Raw genomic sequence first — 15723 nt, forward strand, 5'->3', positions numbered from 1 at the left:
GCTGTTCGCCTTCGGCAGGGGCCGCCTCGGGTTCCGCGGTCTCGCCGGCCGCGGGAGCCTCCGCCTCCGCAGCCCCTGCGGTCTCCGCCTCAGCCGCCGGCTCCTCGCCCTCGACCGGAGTCGTCTCAGGCTCCTGAGGCGCCTGTTCGGTCTCCGCTTCGGCTGTGGGCTGTTCGCCTTCGGCAGGGGCCGCCTCGGGTTCCGCGGTCTCGCCGGCCGCGGGAGCCTCCGCCTCCGCAGCCCCTGCGGTCTCCGCCTCAGCCGTCGGCTCCTCGCCCTCGACCGGAGTCGTCTCAGGCTCCTGAGGCGCCTGTTCAGTGTCGCTCATGTGTTCACCTCCTCTCACGGCGCATGGTCAATGACTACTGGCGTCGATCGCGCGGGCGTCACCGAGGTCCAGTAGCACATGGTTTCATGCGAGTTACTACTTTTGTCCTATTCCTCGAGGGTGAAGATGTCAACGGGCTTCGGGAAGGTGCAGGTGCGGACACCGGACCACGGCGGGGTCCCGCCGCGGCCCCTCGGCCCCAGATTCGCTTCGGCCCGCTGAAGCAGGTCGGCGCGGCCGGTCCTCACGTCGGCAGCGTGGGCCTTCGCGCCGCCCCCTTACTGCACGTTGGTGGTCTGACGCCCGGACAACGGTGCATCGTTGGTGCTGAAACGGCACAGTCCCTGTGTTGTCACACATGCCGACGTCACGTTCCGTGCCTCATGTGCCGCCCGTGGCGGCCGGCCGCGACACCCCCGGACGCTGTCACCGCGGTACACCGCACAGTGGGTCAGCCGGAGCGGTGACATTCGGCAACCCGCCTGCGTCAGGCAGCGAGTTGGGCGGCCTCCTCCCGACCGGGGGCCGAAGGGGGCCACGGTATCCCGGACTGGCCGCGGCGTCGGCATCGAGAGCGAGATCCTCCATGGCGCGCGCCAGCTGCTTGTACCCGTAGCGGTGCCAGTCCATGACCTCGCCAAGCATGACGACGTCTCACCGGTCGGCCACCGTGCTGATCCGTTCGGCCAGGAGCGGCCACCGGTCGTCGGGGCGCCCGTCCCCGTCCTGTATCCCGCCCGTGCCGACGGTGTCCGGTTGGAGTCGAGGACGGGCCGCGCCGTCACCTCGCTCTGGATGGATTCGGCAGGACACCAGCGTTCCGGTCATCGACCAGATTCACCCCACCTGGTACGTCACGCCTTCGGTACGCGGTGGGTCAGGAGCGGGTGGTGGGTGCCGCGGGAAGCAGGGCCCCAGCCGCACGGACGGTCGTCGGAAGAGAGCCGTGCACGGTCACGTCCAGGCGCGCGAGCCGCAGCACCAGCGCCTCGCACGCCTCCGTCATCACGACCTCGTCGTAGAGCGCAGAGCAGGCGATGGTGTGCTCGAACAGGACCTCGGTGTGCACGGAGCCCCAAGTACCGTCCTCGCGCTGCGCTTTCCCCGACAGCAGCAGATGGTCGTGGAGCAGGGGCATCCCCGAACGGGCCTCGTAGCGGCGGAAGCGCGCGGCGACCAGGCCGTGTGCGGGGCGGGTGCGATCAATGCCGCGGGCCCTGGGCCGGATGACGCCCGCCCTGGTCCCTCGATCCACTCCAGCACCACGGCAATCGCGCGCTCGTGCGCGACCTCGTCGCCCGCAGGGTCTTTTCATCACCGAGCGCCCACAACAGGTAGAGGGTCGGCTGCAGGCGGAAGACGAGGTCGACTCCGGTGACCTTGACCTTGCGACCGAGCGCCCCCCACGCCGCCGCCGGGCTGTCCCCCGCGGCCAGCCGTTCGGCGACGATCCGGGCGGCGTGCGGGTGCCGCCCCTGACCGAACAGGTTGCGCAGCTGCGCCTCGGTGACCTCGTCCCCGGCCGACAAGCCGAGGATCGCAAGGGCTGCGGCCCATCCATATCCCGGGCGGGACACCAGCCTCCTCCTGTGGCGTCACCCAGGGGTGCGGGCCGGGCGGCGGCCGTCACCGACAACGACGTGCCGCAGGTAGTACCGGTATATCTGCCCGGCGCTGATCTTCTTGATATCCATCACGAAGGTCACGCCACAGGGCGGGAGCGAGGGCCGAGCTTACTTGCCGAGTGGGAAGCGGCCGCGGCCGGACAGCGAGTGTCATCACTCTCGGCGAAGCGGCCTGTCAGCCAGGTGTGGCCGTATTCGCGCATCCAGGAGTCGAGGACGTTGCCCAGGAGGGCCTGTGCGGCGGCGTCCCTGCCGTCGGTGAGGCAGTCGACGGCCTCTTCGACGAGACGTACTCGGCCAGCGGTTGACGGATCGTTTCGTCCCGCGACCTGCCCGCCGGGCCATGACGGCGCGGACGGTGCCGGCAGTGCCGCCGCCTTTGCCCCTGGGGGCTCGCCATTCCACACGGCGACCAGCCGGTCTCCGCGTTCGAGGAGTACGGCGTTGGCGGCCTCGTACGCCTGCCGGTTAGTACTGCAACCGCATCTGCGGGTAGTGACCTCGGCGTTTGTAGTGGGAGCGGCGGGCACGGGCCTGACTGCGTCTGCGGAAGCGTGACCAGCGCAGATAGTGGTCGTTGGTATGACGGCGGGATGTGATGACGACCTGCCCGATCAGTCGGCGGATCTCCGGGACACTGAGCGGTACGAGGTCGTGTTCGTCCTCTGCTGTGCCCCTTTTGCGGCTTCCGAGGCACGGACGGCGGTCAGATAGGCGAGCGCGCCGCCATGGAGAGCGTGATGTGCCGGTACTGGGCTTGATCCGCTTTGGCGGACATCCGAGATCAGGGGTTGAGTCCCCGGAAGGATGTCCACCATGGAGAGCATGGGGAAGAAGAAGCCGCGTCCTCGCCGCTCGTTCACGCCGGAGTTCAAGGCCGAGATCGTCGAGCTGTGCCGACGTGGGGACCGCTCGGTCGGCCAGGTCGCCAAGGACTTCGACCTGACCGAGACCGCGGTGCGCGACTGGGTCAAGCAGGCCGAGGTCGATGCCGGCGAGCGCGACGGCCTGACCAGTAGCGAACGCGAGGAACTGGCCCAATTGCGGCGGGAGAACCGCCGCCTGCGGGAGGACGTGGAGATCTTCAAGCGGGCCACGGCTTTCTTCGCGAAGGAGACCCGGTGACGGTGCATCCGTTCATCGAGGCGGAGAAGCAGGCGGGCCACAGCGTCAAACGCGCATGTGAGCTGCTGAAGGTCTCCCGTGCCGCCTTCTACGCCCGCCGCACCGGCGCCCCCGGCCCCCGGGCCGTGCGCGATGCGGAGCTGACCGAGCAGATCACCGCCGTCCACGGGCAATCCCGCGGCACCTACGGAGCCCCGCGCATCCACGCCGTCCTCGAGCGGGAAGGCACGGCCTGCGGCCGCAGACGCATCGCCCGCCTGATGCGGGCCGCCGGGCTCGCCGGCCGCCACCGCAGAGGACGACACCGCACCACCATCCCCGACCCGCACGCCGCCGCCCGCCCCGACCTGGTCCTGCGCGACTTCCGGCCCGATCCCACCGCGACCGACGCCCGCTGGTGCGGCGACATCACCTAATCCCCACCGAGGAGGGCTGGCTCTACCTGGCCACCGTCATCGACATCGCCACCCGCCGGGTGGTCGGCTGGGCCACCGCCGACCACCTGCGCACCGAACTGGTCGCCGACGCGCTGCGGTCCGCCTGCCGCCAGCGCCGCCCCGCAGGTTCGGTGATCTTCCATTCCGACCGTGGCTGCCAGTACACCAGCCGTGAATTCACCCTGTTGGCAGGCAAGTTGAGCATTCGGCTGTCGGTCGGCCGCACAGGCCAGTGCGGGGACAACGCGCTGGCCGAGTCGTTCTTCGCCACTCTGAAGAACGAGCTGATCGGCACCCAGCCCTGGCCGAGCAGGGCCGCCGCCCGCACCGCGATCTTCGAGTACATCGAGAGCTGGTACAACTTGCACCGACTGCACAGCAGCCTCGGTTACCGCAGTCCCGCCGACTACGAGGCCGCCCTCGCGGCCTGAACACCACACCGATGGTGTCCGTCAAAGCGGAACAAGTTCAGGCGAAGACGGTCCCCACTGCGCGTGCACGGCCGGGAACTCTATCGACCCCCCGCTTCAATCGGCGAGGAGCCCAGTGTGGCGCGGACTACTGACACGCATCAGACCGCGCGGGTGGAGGCCCTGAGCCTTGCCGGGCGATGACTACCCAGGGCCCCCGGCTGCCCGGCCCACGGCCGGCTCACGGTCCCAGCCGACGCCGGGAGAAGATCGGCACCGCTGACCACAGTGCACCCACAGCACATAGCGAACACACGCGACACGCCGCAGAACACGGGCCGGATGTCAGCATCCGTGCCCGTTGCTTCAGCCCTGCGGTGTGACGCCGGTGGGGCATGGCACGACGGCCGTCACCGTCTTGCCCGCCGCATGGACGTGGACCCGCACGTCCGCCGACAGCTGCTGCACCAGATGCCAGCCGAACCCGCCCGGCCTGGTGGCGTCCACCGACAGGGGCCGCGGCGGGACGGGGCTGGCGTCCTGCACCGCCACCGTCACCGCTCCCGGCTCGGCCTCCAGCCAGAACCTGGTCACCCCGCCGGCATGCCGCATCGCGTTGGTGAACACTTCCGACACCACCAGCAGCACCGCGTCCACCGCGCTGCCGGGCCCCGGTGCGGCCACGGCCAGGAAGCCGCGGGCCACATCCCTGGCCTGCTCCGCCGTCCGCAAGCTGCCGTCACCGAGGGGTCCGTGGTCCTCCTCCTGGGAATGCACCATCGCGGTCTCCGGCGGCTCAGTCATCGGATTCCTGCCGTCTGCCCCGGACAGATCGGATCATGTCGCCTTGAATGGGGCCGAATCCCGCAGCCTCTGCAGGGTCACCACCACCGTCTGCGGCGCCTTCAGCGCCGGCTCCGGCAGCAGCCGCACACCCTGGGTGGGCGACGTTTAGTACGGCTGGCACGGCATAGGCGTAGCGCCGCTCGATGCCGGTCCAGAAGCCGGCGGAGCCAGCGCGGTCACGCTGCGTGCCAGCCCGGCTCAGGACGTGGCGTACACCCGCTCTGCGAATTCGGCGATCTGGTGTTCGTTGAGGTGCTGGGCGATGTCCCGCTCGCTGATCATGCCGACCAGCTGCTTGTTCTCGATCACCGGGAGCCGCTTGATCTGGTGCCGCTCCATCGTCTCGAGCACCTCGCTGACGTCGGCGTTGACGTCGATCCACTGCGGGGTGCCCTGGCACAGCTCCGTGCACTGTGTCTCGGCGGGATTGCGCCCGCCGGCGACGCACTTCACCACGATGTCGCGGTCGGTGATGATGCCGCACATCCTGCCGTCGTCCTCACAGACCGGCAGTGCGCCGACCTCCAGTCGTTTCATCATCTCGGCGGCGCGGGTAAGTGTTTCCGTCTTGTTGATGCACTCTGCGCCTCGGTGCATGATCTGCCCGGCAACCGGCATGAGTCCTCCTGATGGGATGGGTCTGACGTACCCCCTGGGCCTCGTACGGCGCTTCCACGCTAATCCTGCGCACTCCGCGGCCCAGTGTCGTGATACGCCACTCGGGTGACGGACCTTTGTCCTGGTGCGGGGCGTCCGGGGTGTCTTCCGTGACGAGGGCATCGCCGTGCACACCGGTGCCACCCTGACCGCCGTACGCACGAGGGACGGGGAGAAGGCGGCGCGTGTACGTATCGCCGACGGCGCCGAGTTGGAACTGCGTGCCGAGGAGCTGCTGGTCGCCACTGGCTGCCGCCCCGTTGCCGAGGGACTGGGCCTGGATCGGGTCGGGGTGAAGACCGGGGCGCTCGGCGAGGTCGTCGTGGACGAGTCGCTGCGCACCGGCCACCCGCGGATCTGCGCTGCGGGCGACGTGACGGGCGGGCAGCAGTTCGTGGGGCACGTTGGTGCTGACCAACTTGCTGATCAACCGCGTGCGCGACCGCGTCGTCACTGTCTCCGACGGCCTCGCCGGCTCGGCTTTCGCCGACCGTGCCGCGCTCACGACAGGTGCGGCCCCCATGCGTGCCGCACGGCGGCTTCCCGATCAACGGGACAGGTCAATGCGGCTTGTCCTCATCCGCGTCAGCAGCACTGTGCGGCTCGGCGAGCCGGGGAACTTCCGGATGCTGTCTGTCGGGCGATCTTGGCCTGGGTCCCGCAGGATGGTGCCGGTTGCCCGGCCCTGGAGACCGCTGAGGGCAGCCGTTTCCCGTGTGCGGCGACTGCCGCCCCATTGTTCACTCAGGGAGCACCGCATGGCTGTGATGACGGAGGAACTCGTACCGGTGCTGGAGGATGCGCGCCAGGCTCATGCCGCGGTCCTCGACCGGTTCCGGGCGGATGTGACGGTCACGCCGCCGGGTCCGTACCGGCAGATGCTCGAGCGTCAGACCGATGAAGTCCGGGACAGTGTCCATCTCATCCAGGACCAGGTGCGCCAGCTGCAGCCCCGGGGGGTGCTCGGCTCCGCGGTCGATCTGACGCGGTTCGTCTCGCGGGGCGCCGCGCGCACCGCGGTGCTGCCACTGGCGGTGGGCTCGAAGGTCGTAACGGGGATGCTGCGCGGCAGGGGCCCGGCCGATGCGCGGCAGCTGCTGAGGAACGTGGAGGACGAGTACGCGACCGCGGCGCGGGCGCTGGCGGCGTCCCGGGCCGGAGAGGTCCTCGCCGAGCAGGTGGACGACCAGGCCACCGCCGATCTGCTCGGCTCGGTGCGCCGCCAGGACGAGGAACTGCTGCAGGCACTGGAGCTCAGCCTCGCCGAGCACGCTCGCGCCGTGGCGGCATCCACCAGCGGCTCCCGTCCGGGCGAGGGCCGCGGCGCCGGTTTGGCCGACGCGGCGGGCCAGACGATGCGGACCGCTTTCGAGCGAACGCGTGACGTCGCCCAGCGCGGTGGCCGGCGGGCCAGGGGTGCGGCCGAGGGCGCGGTGCGGGAGATGCCCCGGCCCGGCCGCATGGCCGAGGAGGTCCAGGGAGCGGTCACACGGGAGGAGGATCTGCCGATCCCCGGGTTCAGCCAGCTCACCACGGAGAAGATCCAGCAGCGGCTGCGCACGCTGTCCCAGTCGGACCTGACGGTGATCGAGGGCTACGAGCGGGCGCATGCACACCGCAAGGGCGTTCTGGACGCCATCGAACGGCTGCGCGGAGGCGAGCCGTGGGACGGCTACGACGCCATGGGCCCGGCCGAGATCACCGCGCGGCTGCAGGACGCTCCCGTCGGCGTGGCCCGCCAGGCACTGGAGTACGAGCGGCACCACCGGCAACGCCAGGAGGTCATCTCCGCCGCCGAGGAACGCATCCCCAGCTGACTATGACCGGGAGCCAGACTGCTGCGATTCGGCTGCTGCGCCGCGGCGCCCGCATGCCTTTCGATGCTCTTTGCGGGGTTTTCGGCACCTGACACCGGGGTTGCTGTCCCGGTATGTGGACGTCATAGCCCGTCGGTGCGCCCGAGCCCCGAGTGGGACTGATCTCCCGATTCGGTGGCGCGCAGGATCATGTCGGCGACCTGTCCGGGCGCGTCCAGCATCGGCACGTGACCGCAGCCGTGCAGCGGCACCAGGCGGGCGTTCGGGACCATGTCGCGGATCCTGGCTGCCTGTCGGGGCGGCAGAAGGCGGTCGCGGGTGCCCCAGGCGATCGTCACCGGTACATCGGGGATGTCGCCGGTGAACAGACGCGGTGTGCGCCCGGCCCGCAGGGTCGCCTTGAACGCGGCCGAGTCCCGCAGCGTCTGCAGGGCCGCCACCACCGTCTGCGGTGGGCACAGGTCCGCCCGGCCGTACAAGGTGCCGGTCAGCACGGCGCGGGCGGGCGCGGTGTGGACGAGAGCCGTCAGCGCCGGCTCCGGCAGCAGCCGCACACCCTGGTGGGCGACGTTCAGTACGGCGTAGGCGTAGCGCCGCTCGATGCCGGTCCAGAAACCGGCCGGAGCCAGCGCGGTCACGCTGCGTGCCAGCCCGGCCTGCCCCAGGCGCAGCGCGATGAGCCCGCCCAGCGAGTGGCCCACCACGTGCGGGCGCTCCACACCCAGCGCCGTGAACACCGAGCCCAGCCACACCACGGCCGTCTGAAGGTCACGGGGCACGCCGGGATCCAGATCGGGGGACTGGCCGAAGCCCGGCAGATCCATCGCGATGATCTCCCGCTGCCCGGTCAGCAGCGGCAGGACGGAATCCCATGCTTGCCGGTGACATCCGAGCCCGTGCAGCAGGACCACGGGTTCCCCGGCCCCCTGCCGCTCGTACGCCACCGTCACCGGCTCCAGGTCCGCCGCCCGGCCCTGCACGAACCGTGCCGCCCGCGGCTCGACAACGACCTTCCCCCGCTGTTCCTCGGCCCCCGCCGCAGGCTCCCACCGCAGCGTCGGCCCGCTCAGCAGCAGACCCCGCACGTCGGCCGCGATCTCGCCCACGCGGCCACCACCTCGGCCAGCGGCGGAAACGAGCGCATCCATCCAGGCCATCACCGAACACCTCACCCGCCCCGTAACTCACTCCGTCACAGGGCGACACTGACATGACTCGCAATGAGAGCAACTCAGGACGCACCATGCATATTCCTGACCAGGGAGGGCCTTCGCGAGCACTCAACGCCGAGCCGAGTGCCGGAGGGGCAAGCGGGTGCCGACCGCGAGCGGCATGGTCAGAGGCGATCGTGTGCCGAAACGGGGCGAAGCGCCATGTGGCGCCTCGCTGGTCCTGCCTGTCGACGGTAGTCAGGTGACGGGGACCCCGCCGCGGTCACCTCGACGCCGATGCGGTGGTCCAGCGGACGTTGGCGTCTGCCCGCGGCGACCTGGAACGGACGGGTGCCTTGGCACAGGGCTTGCATCGGGGCGTGGCCGCCGTGTCCCACGGAGCCTCCGCCTGCATCCAGCCGGCGGGCGCAAGCCGTTCGCGCTCGGGGCGGGGCGACACGGAACGCGCCTCGGTGTCCCCGCAGGAGGGCCCCGGTCTCACGGTCGACTTGCCGGATCTCTCCGGTGGGTACGACGACCGGGAGCGCGGCTCCCGAGGCGCTGACGATCTCCGGGCGACCGGCGTCGGGCGTGCGCAGGCCCGACCGGCCGAGCGCGGTGAGCCGGGCGCAGACCTCCTCGCGTACCTCCGGCTGGTCCTCGCCGATCTCCCCGGTGAAGACGAGGCCGTCGAGCCGTCGAGGGACGCTGCCATGGCGGTGATGCGCGGCGGCAGTGGTGGGTGAAGACGTCCAGGGCGAGGGCGGCGCGCTCGTCCCCCTCGGCCCGGCTGCGGACAAGGTCGCGGGTGTCGTCCGAGGTACCGGAGGGACAGGTGGTGTCGGGTCTGCAGCCACGTCAGGGCGCCGGGATCCACGCTGCCGCTGCGGTGGCTCATCACCAGCCCCTCCAGGGGCGTATAGCCCATCGTCCTGTCGACGCTGCGTCCATCGCGCACCGCGCAGGCGGAGCAACCGCTGCCGAGGCGGGTGATCACCACGTCGCAGGGCGGAGAAACGCTGCCTGACCTGTGGCTTTCCCCTCCGTCCTTCGTCTGTCGGTGAGTGACTCGGCGAGCCGCTTGAGTCAGGCTGGCACCTCGTTGCGGCCATCCATCGCCCGCGTCAGCGGTAGCGGCTGCCAGCCACCCCGAGTAGCGTCGTGATCCAGCAGTCGTGGTTCCGAAGTTCCGTTCGCCCGTGATCGCGCTCATGGGCGTTCTTGCTTTTCAGCGTCTCTCCGGACCAAGGCGATCACCTCCCGGGCCCGCAGGGCGCGGGCCGGTTCCCGCGAAGGAGACAGTCATGGCCAGGGGCACTGTGAAGTGGTTCAACAGTGAAAAGGGCTTCGGCTTCATCGAGCAGGAGGGTGGTGGACCGGACGTGTTCGCCCACTACTCCAACATCGCCGCCCAGGGTTACCGCGAACTGCAGGAGGGGCAGAAGGTGGAGTTCGACGTTACCCAGGGCCAGAAAGGCCCTCAGGCGGAGAACATCCGCCCCATTTAGAACCTGCGTCGATGACAGAGGCGGCATCTTGTGTCCGGGGATGCCGCCTCTGTCCATCCCCGAGCGCACTTGCGTGATGCGGCCCGGGTGTCAGGCAACCAGCTGCCCGCCCAACAATCATCGCTGGTCCGGGCGGTGCGTGGCCGGGCTACCCGAGGGCGCCCGGTCGCAGCAGGCGGCCGAGCTCGCTTCGACGTCCAGCAGGAGGTTGGCGGACTTGATGTCGCGGTGGCCGGTGCCCTGTTGGTGGGCAGCGGCGAGGCCGGCGGCCTGGCGGCGATGTGCGCCGCGCGCTCGGCTGCAGCGGGCTGGCAGCGAACGCCTCTTGCCCTCCTGAGTGTGAGGGCCATCGCCCGCCGATGGGGACTGGCCCGCAACACCGTCCGCCGCTATGCCCGGGCCGACACCTGGCAGGAACTGGCCATCGGCCGCTGGCAGAACCTCCCCAGACGCCCGCCAGGCCGCGACCTCACGCCGACCCAGCGCTCCGTCAACCGCGCGCTGTCCGCGGCACGGGCACCGGTCGAGCGCGGGGTCGCACGGCTGAAGTCGTGGCGGATCTTCCGCAGGGCCCGGTGCAGCCCGAATCGAATGTCGTCAATCTCCGCCGCCGTCCTCACCCTGGAGCGACAACGCTGAAACGGCTCACTGGCTTGGAGTTCCGGCACGAATGATCCGTGCGTCGCCTCCCTGGCCGCGGAGGTAGCGCCGGTGGTCTACCCCGGCTCGGGTACCAACCCTCTCCCGCAGTGGGTGCCGATCTTCTGGGCCGCCCTCTTCTTGGCCTGCCGAATCGCCGCGGTGCCATCACCCTTCAGCTCGGTGAACACGCCCTCTGACGCGTTGTTGGCGTCCACCGGGGCCTCGTCAGCACTGCCCTTGAGGGCTTCTCCCTCTGGTGGGCGACGCCGTCCTTGGGCAGCGCCGAGCCGCCGGTGGTGGTCATCTTCTCTTCCCTGCCTGTGCACAGCTTGCCGCTCCTCGGGAGCCGACAGCGTGACCTTCGCTGCCGCAAGGCCGATACTGCCGTCAACAGGAGCTGCAGTCGTCCGACAACCGATCACCCGCAAGATCTGACGGGCCGTCACCGAAGTCAGCATCAGGTCAGCATCAGTACCGTCAGGACCCGCCCCGGACCGTCACGAACCGCCAAGATCGAAAACCGGCCTTATGTGCTCTGACCTCGGGAAACACAGGTCCAGGGCCCGCCTGCTAATCTCTTCAGGAGGCACCCATGAAGATGCTCATCAACGTCCCGGAGACCGTCGTCGCCGATGCACTGCGGGGCCTGGCGGCGGCACATCCCGAGCTGACCGTCGACGTGGAGAACCGGGTGATCGTACGGCGGGACGCGCCCGTCGCCGGGAAGGTGGCGCTCGTCTCCGGCGGCGGCTCGGGGCACGAGCCGCTGCACGGCGGGTTCGTCGGGCCCGGCATGCTGTCGGCGGCCTGCCCCGGGGAGGTCTTCACGTCGCCGGTGCCGGACCAGATGGTGCGGGCGGCGGCGGCCGTGGACAGCGGGGCCGGGGTGCTGTTCGTCGTGAAGAACTACACCGGTGACGTGCTCAACTTCGACATGGCGGCCGAGCTCGCCGAGGACGAGGGCATCCAGGTCGCCAAAGTGCTGGTCAACGACGACGTGGCGGTCACCGACAGCCTCTACACGGCCGGGCGGCGCGGGACGGGCGCGACGCTGTTCGTGGAGAAGATCGCCGGGGCCGCCGCCGAGGAGGGCCAGCCGCTGGAGCGGGTCGAGGCGATCGCCCGGCAGGTCAACGAGGCCTCCCGCAGCTTCGGCGTGGCGCTGAGCGCGTGCACGACGCCCGCGAAGGGCACCCCCACCTTCGATCTGCCGCCCGGCGAGCTGGAGCTGGGCATCGGCATCCACGGGGAGCCCGGGCGGGAGCGGCGGGCGATGATGACCTCGCGGGAGATCGCCGACTTCGCGGTGAACGCCGTCCTGGAGGACCTCGCGCCGCGCAATCCCGTCCTGGTCCTGGTCAACGGCATGGGGGCGACACCGCTGCTGGAGCTGTACGGCTTCAACGCCGAGGTGCAGCGGGTGCTGGCCGAGCGCGGGGTCGCCGTCGCGCGCACCCTCGTCGGCAACTACGTCACCTCCCTCGACATGGCGGGTGCCTCGGTCACCCTCTGCCAGATCGACGAGGAACTGCTGCGGCTGTGGGACGCGCCGGTGCGCACGCCCGGCCTGCGGTGGGGTGTGTGACCGGGCGTTCCAGGTGATCAACGTACCTACCACGCCGTACCTACCACGCAAGGAGATCCAGTGCTCGACGCCGACTTCTTCCGCCGTTGGATGACGGCGACCGCCGCATCCGTGGACCGCGAGGCGGAACGGCTCACGGCCCTCGACTCCCCCATCGGGGACGCCGACCACGGCAGCAATCTCCAGCGCGGGTTCACCGCAGTGATCGCGGCGCTGGAGAAGGAGGCCCCGGACACGCCCGGGGCCATCCTGATGCTGGCCGGGCGGCAGCTCATCTCGACGGTCGGCGGTGCCTCCGGGCCGCTGTACGGCACGCTGCTGCGGCGGACCGGCAAGGCGCTCGGGGACGCGGTCGAGGTCGGCGAGGAACAGCTCGCCGAAGCGCTGCGGGCGGGCGTGGACGCGGTGATGCAGCTCGGTGGCGCCGCGCCCGGCGACAAGACGATGATCGATGCGCTGGTGCCGGCGGTGGACGCGCTCGGTGACTCGTTCGGCGCGGCACGGGCCGCCGCCGAGCAGGGCGCCCTGGCGACGACTCCGTTGCAGGCCCGCAAGGGCCGGGCGAGCTATCTCGGTGAGCGGAGCATCGGGCACCAGGACCCGGGCGCCACGTCGTCGGCGCTGCTCATCGCGGGGCTCGTGGAGGCCGCCGATGAGTGACGCGAAGCTGGTCGGGATCGTGCTGGTGTCGCACAGCGCGCAGGTGGCCGCGTCCGTTGCCGAGTTGGCGAAGGCGTTGTCGGGCGGCGGCACGGCGGTGCCCGTCGCCCCGGCCGGCGGCACCGAGGGCGGTGAGCTCGGTACCAGTGCGGAGCTGATCTCCGCCGCTGCCGCGTCCGTGGACCGCGGCGCCGGGGTCGCCGTCCTCGCCGACCTCGGCAGTGCCGTCCTCACCGTGAAGGCGCTCCTCGCCGAGGGTGACGAACTCCCCACCGGCACCCGCCTGGTGGATGCACCGTTCGTGGAGGGTGCCATCGCCGCGGTCGTCACAGCGGCCACCGGAGCCGACCTCGACGCGGTGGAGACGGCGGCCGGGGAGGCGTACACATACCGGAAGGTGTGACGCACGCACCCACAGGGGGGTAGTCCCTCCCCCACTGACCGGCATGCCGGTCAGGTCACCCCCTCCGCCGCCACCGCAACAGCCGAGCGCACGGCGCCGGCCAGTTCGGTCTGCGCCGTGCGGCGGTCGGTGTCCGCGTCGGCGGTGCGCCAGGCGTGGTGCTCGACCGCGGCGCGCAGGGCGGCGTTGAGCATCGCCGCCTGGATCGCCGGCCGCAGGTCGTCGGCGGGCAGCCCGGCCCGGTCGGCGAGGGCGCGGGCGAAGGCCGGCTCGGCCTCGTCGTAGGTCTGGAGCCACACCGCGCGCAGGCCCGGCTCCGTTCGGGTCAGGCGTACCAGCGCCCCCAGCGTGGCGCCTTCGGTCCCGGTCACCCGCTCCTGCTCGGTGCTGAACGCCCGCTCCAGGGCCGCCACGAGGGGCTGCCCGGGCCGCCAGTCGCGCAGGCATGCGGCGATCAGGTCGATACCCGCGGAGAACAGGGGACGTACGCAGTTCTCCTTGCTCGGGAAGTACCGCCACACGGTCCGCGCCGAGACGCCGACGGCCTGCCCGATCTGCTCGCCGGTGGTCGCGGTGACCCCCTGACGCACGAACAGGTCGACCGCCGCCCGGGCGATCTCCAGCCGGATCTCGGCCTTGCGTTCCTCGGTCAGGGGCGGTCGGCCCGTCCGTCCGCGGGTTGCAGTCATCTGTTCCTCCGGCGCCGGTGATCGGTCCTCCGGAATTCTCCACCAAGATTTTATGTCACTCGCAGACAATAAGTCGTACGGTGGATCCGCACCGGGCCCCGCGCCCCTCCCCTCACCCCTTAGGAGCACTCCCATGGCCACTGGACCGGACGGCCGCAGCGTCATCGTCACCGGAGCGGGTTCGGGCATCGGGCGCGCCGCCGCCCTGGCTTTCGCCGGGGAAGGGGCCCGGGTCGTGGTGGCGGACCTCAACGCCGAGGGCGCGGACACGACCGTCAAGGAGATCGAGCAGGCGGGCGGCACGGCGGTCGCCGTCACGGGCGACCTGAGCGAGCAGGCCGTCGTGGACCGGGTCACGCAGACCGCGGTCGAGCGCTTCGGCGGGGTGGACGTCCTGGTGAACAACGCCGGGATCATGGACCGGATGTCGGCGCTCGCGGACGTCAGCGACGCGGAGTGGGAGCGGGTCATACGGGTCAACCTCACCGCGCCCTTCCTGCTCACCCGGGCTGTGCTGCCGCACATGCTCGCGGCCGGCCGGGGCGCGATCGTCAGCACCGCCTCCGAGGCCGGTCTGCGGGGCAGCGCCGCGGGCGCCGCGTACACGGCGTCCAAGCACGGGGTGGTGGGCCTGACGAAGTCCCTCGCCGTGATGTACCGCAAGCAGGGCATCCGGGCGAACGCCATCGCGCCGGGCGGCACGCAGACCGGCATCGTCGTGGAGGCCGAGGCCGACGCCCACGGGCCCGCGGCCCTCGGCCCGCACTTCGTCAACGTCGGCCGTCTGGCCCGGCCTGAGGAGCAGGCCGCCGCGATCGTGTTCCTCGCCTCGGACGCGGCGAGCAACGTCAACGGGGCGATCCTGCCCGTCGACGACGGCTGGTCGGCCGTCTGACGGCAGTTCAGGAGCCCCCGACGAACTGCCGCGCCAGCCGCTCCCCTTCCGAGACTGCGGCCTCGTGGCTCTCGATGGGCGAGGCCTGGGAGTTTTTGAAGACGATGTAGGTGACACCGGAGTCCGTGCCGCCGCCTCGCGGGTCGGGCGGGATGCCGAGCGCCTGGGCGGTGGCGTACGACGCCTCGCCGATGATGTCGGCCGGCCCGGTGTCACCGACGACCGCGTACTGCACCTGGTCGCGGTAGACGACGGCGACCACCGATCCGCCGCGTACGCCGTGGTCGCGGTAGTTCCAGATGCCGCTCGGCATGGGCACGACGACGTAGGGCAGGCGCTCGGCGTCCAAGTAGCGTCCGTCGGACTGCTGGAAGGCCGTACTGGGGAGGAAGTACGGGTCGGTGGCGCTGTTGCAGTGGACGCCGGGGCGGCCGTCGCAGTCGATGTCCATGTCCGCCTTCCAGAAGACGGCATCGCGTGTGCCGCAGACGGGGACGGTGGCCGGGGTGTCGCGGTCGGTGCGGTAGCGGCCGTTCGAGACGGGGGTGCAGTCGCTCACCTCGGCCAGCAGGTCGGCGGCCGTCACGGCTCCTTCGTGCGGCACGGTCGTCCGCTGGTGCCGTATGGCGAAGTCCGGATCGGGATGGACGGGAGTGGACACAGTCGTGGCGAGCAGGGCGGCGCCTGCCGCGGCGAGCGTGAAGTGCTGGACACGCACGATAGGAGACTCTCTACTGGGGGACACTGAGGGACATTCGGCCCCAATCTGCTGCCGATGCGATCACATTGCCACCCGAAGAGGCCGGAAACGGCGCGCGCGCCCCGAACTGTCCACCAGGGGCCGGGCGCCCGAGCCGGTGTCGGCTCCGGCCGCCCGGCCGCCCGTGCCGGCGCGGGATCAGCGACGACAGCGGTCCGCGCCATCGGCATGAACTCCCCAGTTCT

20 protein-coding genes and 3 pseudogenes are annotated in these 15723 nt (G+C 70.9%); 11 read left to right on the forward strand and 12 right to left on the reverse strand.

The window, feature by feature from the left end; translation table 11 throughout:
- From ACFVJQ_RS22255 to ACFVJQ_RS22270, 4 genes and pseudogenes are all read right to left on the reverse strand, one after another.
- The coding region (locus tag ACFVJQ_RS22255) for a hypothetical protein (RefSeq protein WP_385786105.1) at nt 1-328 on the reverse strand (328 nt) is incomplete at its 3' end.
- Between the two features lie 877 nt (nt 329-1205).
- Nucleotides 1206-1583: a relaxase domain-containing protein gene (locus tag ACFVJQ_RS22260; protein WP_385786108.1), complete on the reverse strand. Its 378-nt coding sequence runs from the start codon at nt 1581-1583 to the stop codon at nt 1206-1208.
- Nucleotides 1531-1905, reverse strand: a complete 375-nt coding sequence (locus ACFVJQ_RS22265) for a relaxase domain-containing protein (protein WP_385514140.1) — start codon at nt 1903-1905, stop codon at nt 1531-1533. The genes ACFVJQ_RS22260 and ACFVJQ_RS22265 overlap by 53 nt, the downstream gene beginning before the upstream one ends.
- Before the next feature lie 324 nt (nt 1906-2229).
- Nucleotides 2230-2429: pseudogene (locus ACFVJQ_RS22270) on the reverse strand (hypothetical protein); the annotation flags it as partial.
- Between the two features lie 340 nt (nt 2430-2769).
- Here ACFVJQ_RS22270 and ACFVJQ_RS22275 point away from each other — a divergent pair.
- From ACFVJQ_RS22275 to ACFVJQ_RS22285, 3 genes are read left to right on the forward strand one after another with little or no spacing between them, the layout of a single operon-like run.
- The gene (locus ACFVJQ_RS22275) at nt 2770-3078 is read left to right on the forward strand and encodes a transposase (protein WP_385786111.1); all 309 of its coding nucleotides are present in this window, start codon (nt 2770-2772) and stop codon (nt 3076-3078) included.
- Nucleotides 3075-3494, forward strand: a complete 420-nt coding sequence (locus ACFVJQ_RS22280) for an IS3 family transposase (protein WP_385514138.1) — start codon at nt 3075-3077, stop codon at nt 3492-3494. Before ACFVJQ_RS22275 ends, ACFVJQ_RS22280 begins: the two co-directional genes overlap by 4 nt.
- Nucleotides 3476-3946: an IS3 family transposase gene (locus ACFVJQ_RS22285; RefSeq protein ID WP_385786114.1), complete on the forward strand. Its 471-nt coding sequence runs from the start codon at nt 3476-3478 to the stop codon at nt 3944-3946. The genes ACFVJQ_RS22280 and ACFVJQ_RS22285 overlap by 19 nt, the downstream gene beginning before the upstream one ends.
- A 345-nt stretch (nt 3947-4291) precedes the next feature.
- On the opposite strand, the gene ACFVJQ_RS22290 is transcribed toward ACFVJQ_RS22285, so the two are convergent.
- The gene (locus tag ACFVJQ_RS22290) at nt 4292-4729 is read right to left on the reverse strand and encodes an ATP-binding protein (RefSeq protein ID WP_385786117.1); all 438 of its coding nucleotides are present in this window, start codon (nt 4727-4729) and stop codon (nt 4292-4294) included.
- Between the two features lie 240 nt (nt 4730-4969).
- Nucleotides 4970-5389, reverse strand: coding sequence for a CBS domain-containing protein (locus tag ACFVJQ_RS22295; RefSeq protein WP_385514135.1), 420 nt, complete (start codon nt 5387-5389; stop codon nt 4970-4972).
- A 124-nt stretch (nt 5390-5513) separates the two neighbouring features.
- On the opposite strand from ACFVJQ_RS22295, the gene ACFVJQ_RS22300 reads away from it, so the two are divergent.
- Both ACFVJQ_RS22300 and ACFVJQ_RS22305 read left to right on the forward strand, forming a co-directional pair.
- Complete coding sequence (locus tag ACFVJQ_RS22300; protein WP_385514134.1) at nt 5514-6329, forward strand: FAD-dependent oxidoreductase; 816 nt, start codon at nt 5514-5516, stop codon at nt 6327-6329.
- Complete coding sequence (locus tag ACFVJQ_RS22305) at nt 6217-7245, forward strand: hypothetical protein (RefSeq protein WP_385514153.1); 1029 nt, start codon at nt 6217-6219, stop codon at nt 7243-7245. The genes ACFVJQ_RS22300 and ACFVJQ_RS22305 overlap by 113 nt, the downstream gene beginning before the upstream one ends.
- A gap of 122 nt (nt 7246-7367) precedes the next feature.
- On the opposite strand, the gene ACFVJQ_RS22310 is transcribed toward ACFVJQ_RS22305, so the two are convergent.
- The 3 genes and pseudogenes from ACFVJQ_RS22310 to ACFVJQ_RS22320 form a co-directional block, all read right to left on the reverse strand.
- On the reverse strand, nt 7368-8351 hold the full coding sequence (locus tag ACFVJQ_RS22310) for an alpha/beta fold hydrolase (protein ID WP_385514133.1): 984 nt from the start codon (nt 8349-8351) through the stop codon (nt 7368-7370).
- A gap of 230 nt (nt 8352-8581) precedes the next feature.
- On the reverse strand, nt 8582-9253 hold the full coding sequence (locus ACFVJQ_RS22315; RefSeq protein WP_385514132.1) for a hypothetical protein: 672 nt from the start codon (nt 9251-9253) through the stop codon (nt 8582-8584).
- Between the two features lie 29 nt (nt 9254-9282).
- Nucleotides 9283-9609: pseudogene (locus tag ACFVJQ_RS22320) on the reverse strand (hypothetical protein); the annotation flags it as partial.
- 91 nt (nt 9610-9700) lie between these two features.
- On the opposite strand from ACFVJQ_RS22320, the gene ACFVJQ_RS22325 reads away from it, so the two are divergent.
- Together ACFVJQ_RS22325 and ACFVJQ_RS22330 are read left to right on the forward strand one after the other, a co-directional pair.
- Entirely contained in the window at nt 9701-9904 is a 204-nt protein-coding gene (locus ACFVJQ_RS22325; RefSeq protein WP_129803571.1) for a cold-shock protein, read from the forward strand.
- Nucleotides 9905-10360: 456 nt separating this feature from the next.
- Nucleotides 10361-10543 (forward strand): annotated as a pseudogene (locus tag ACFVJQ_RS22330) (transposase family protein); the annotation flags it as partial.
- Nucleotides 10544-10620: 77 nt separating this feature from the next.
- Here ACFVJQ_RS22330 and ACFVJQ_RS22335 read toward each other — a convergent pair.
- Nucleotides 10621-11004, reverse strand: coding sequence for a hypothetical protein (locus ACFVJQ_RS22335; protein WP_385786123.1), 384 nt, complete (start codon nt 11002-11004; stop codon nt 10621-10623).
- A 134-nt stretch (nt 11005-11138) separates the two neighbouring features.
- Here ACFVJQ_RS22335 and dhaK point away from each other — a divergent pair, with 134 nt between their 5' ends.
- The 3 genes from dhaK to ACFVJQ_RS22350 are packed head-to-tail and all read left to right on the forward strand — an operon-like array spanning nt 11139 to nt 13194.
- A complete protein-coding gene (gene dhaK, locus ACFVJQ_RS22340; RefSeq protein ID WP_385514128.1) occupies nt 11139-12131 on the forward strand; it encodes a dihydroxyacetone kinase subunit DhaK in 993 nt (330 codons plus the stop codon).
- A 60-nt stretch (nt 12132-12191) separates the two neighbouring features.
- Nucleotides 12192-12791 carry a dihydroxyacetone kinase subunit DhaL gene (gene dhaL / locus ACFVJQ_RS22345; RefSeq protein WP_385514127.1) on the forward strand — a complete coding sequence of 200 codons (600 nt, stop codon included), beginning with the start codon at nt 12192-12194 and terminating at the stop codon, nt 12789-12791.
- Entirely contained in the window at nt 12784-13194 is a 411-nt protein-coding gene (locus ACFVJQ_RS22350) for a PTS-dependent dihydroxyacetone kinase phosphotransferase subunit DhaM (protein WP_385514126.1), read from the forward strand. Before dhaL ends, ACFVJQ_RS22350 begins: the two co-directional genes overlap by 8 nt.
- A 50-nt stretch (nt 13195-13244) precedes the next feature.
- Here the strand turns inward: ACFVJQ_RS22350 and ACFVJQ_RS22355 are convergent, their stop codons facing one another.
- Entirely contained in the window at nt 13245-13883 is a 639-nt protein-coding gene (locus tag ACFVJQ_RS22355) for a TetR/AcrR family transcriptional regulator (RefSeq protein WP_385786127.1), read from the reverse strand.
- 133 nt (nt 13884-14016) lie between these two features.
- Between ACFVJQ_RS22355 and ACFVJQ_RS22360 the strand changes: the two genes are divergently transcribed.
- Complete coding sequence (locus tag ACFVJQ_RS22360; protein WP_385514124.1) at nt 14017-14778, forward strand: SDR family NAD(P)-dependent oxidoreductase; 762 nt, start codon at nt 14017-14019, stop codon at nt 14776-14778.
- Nucleotides 14779-14785: 7 nt separating this feature from the next.
- Here the strand turns inward: ACFVJQ_RS22360 and ACFVJQ_RS22365 are convergent, their stop codons facing one another.
- Entirely contained in the window at nt 14786-15496 is a 711-nt protein-coding gene (locus ACFVJQ_RS22365) for a glycoside hydrolase family 75 protein (protein ID WP_385514123.1), read from the reverse strand.
- Nucleotides 15497-15723: the final 227 nt, after the last annotated feature.

This window comes from Streptomyces sp. NPDC127197 (assembly GCF_042672405.1).
In the GTDB taxonomy this organism is placed as follows: domain Bacteria; phylum Actinomycetota; class Actinomycetes; order Streptomycetales; family Streptomycetaceae; genus Streptomyces; species Streptomyces flavusporus.

Bases quoted from the DNA above. Each gene is read 5' to 3' on its own strand.
- ACFVJQ_RS22360 (WP_385514124.1), top strand. From the start codon at position 14,017: ATGGCCACTGGACCGGACGGCCGCAGCGTCATCGTCACCGGAGCGGGT.
- ACFVJQ_RS22295 (WP_385514135.1), bottom strand. From the start codon at position 5,389: ATGCCGGTTGCCGGGCAGATCATGCACCGAGGCGCAGAGTGCATCAAC.
- ACFVJQ_RS22350 (WP_385514126.1), top strand. From the start codon at position 12,784: ATGAGTGACGCGAAGCTGGTCGGGATCGTGCTGGTGTCGCACAGCGCG.
- dhaK (WP_385514128.1), top strand. From the start codon at position 11,139: ATGAAGATGCTCATCAACGTCCCGGAGACCGTCGTCGCCGATGCACTG.
- ACFVJQ_RS22335 (WP_385786123.1), bottom strand. From the start codon at position 11,004: ATGCTGACTTCGGTGACGGCCCGTCAGATCTTGCGGGTGATCGGTTGT.
- ACFVJQ_RS22290 (WP_385786117.1), bottom strand. From the start codon at position 4,729: ATGACTGAGCCGCCGGAGACCGCGATGGTGCATTCCCAGGAGGAGGAC.
- ACFVJQ_RS22275 (WP_385786111.1), top strand. From the start codon at position 2,770: ATGGAGAGCATGGGGAAGAAGAAGCCGCGTCCTCGCCGCTCGTTCACG.
- ACFVJQ_RS22355 (WP_385786127.1), bottom strand. From the start codon at position 13,883: ATGACTGCAACCCGCGGACGGACGGGCCGACCGCCCCTGACCGAGGAA.
- ACFVJQ_RS22325 (WP_129803571.1), top strand. From the start codon at position 9,701: ATGGCCAGGGGCACTGTGAAGTGGTTCAACAGTGAAAAGGGCTTCGGC.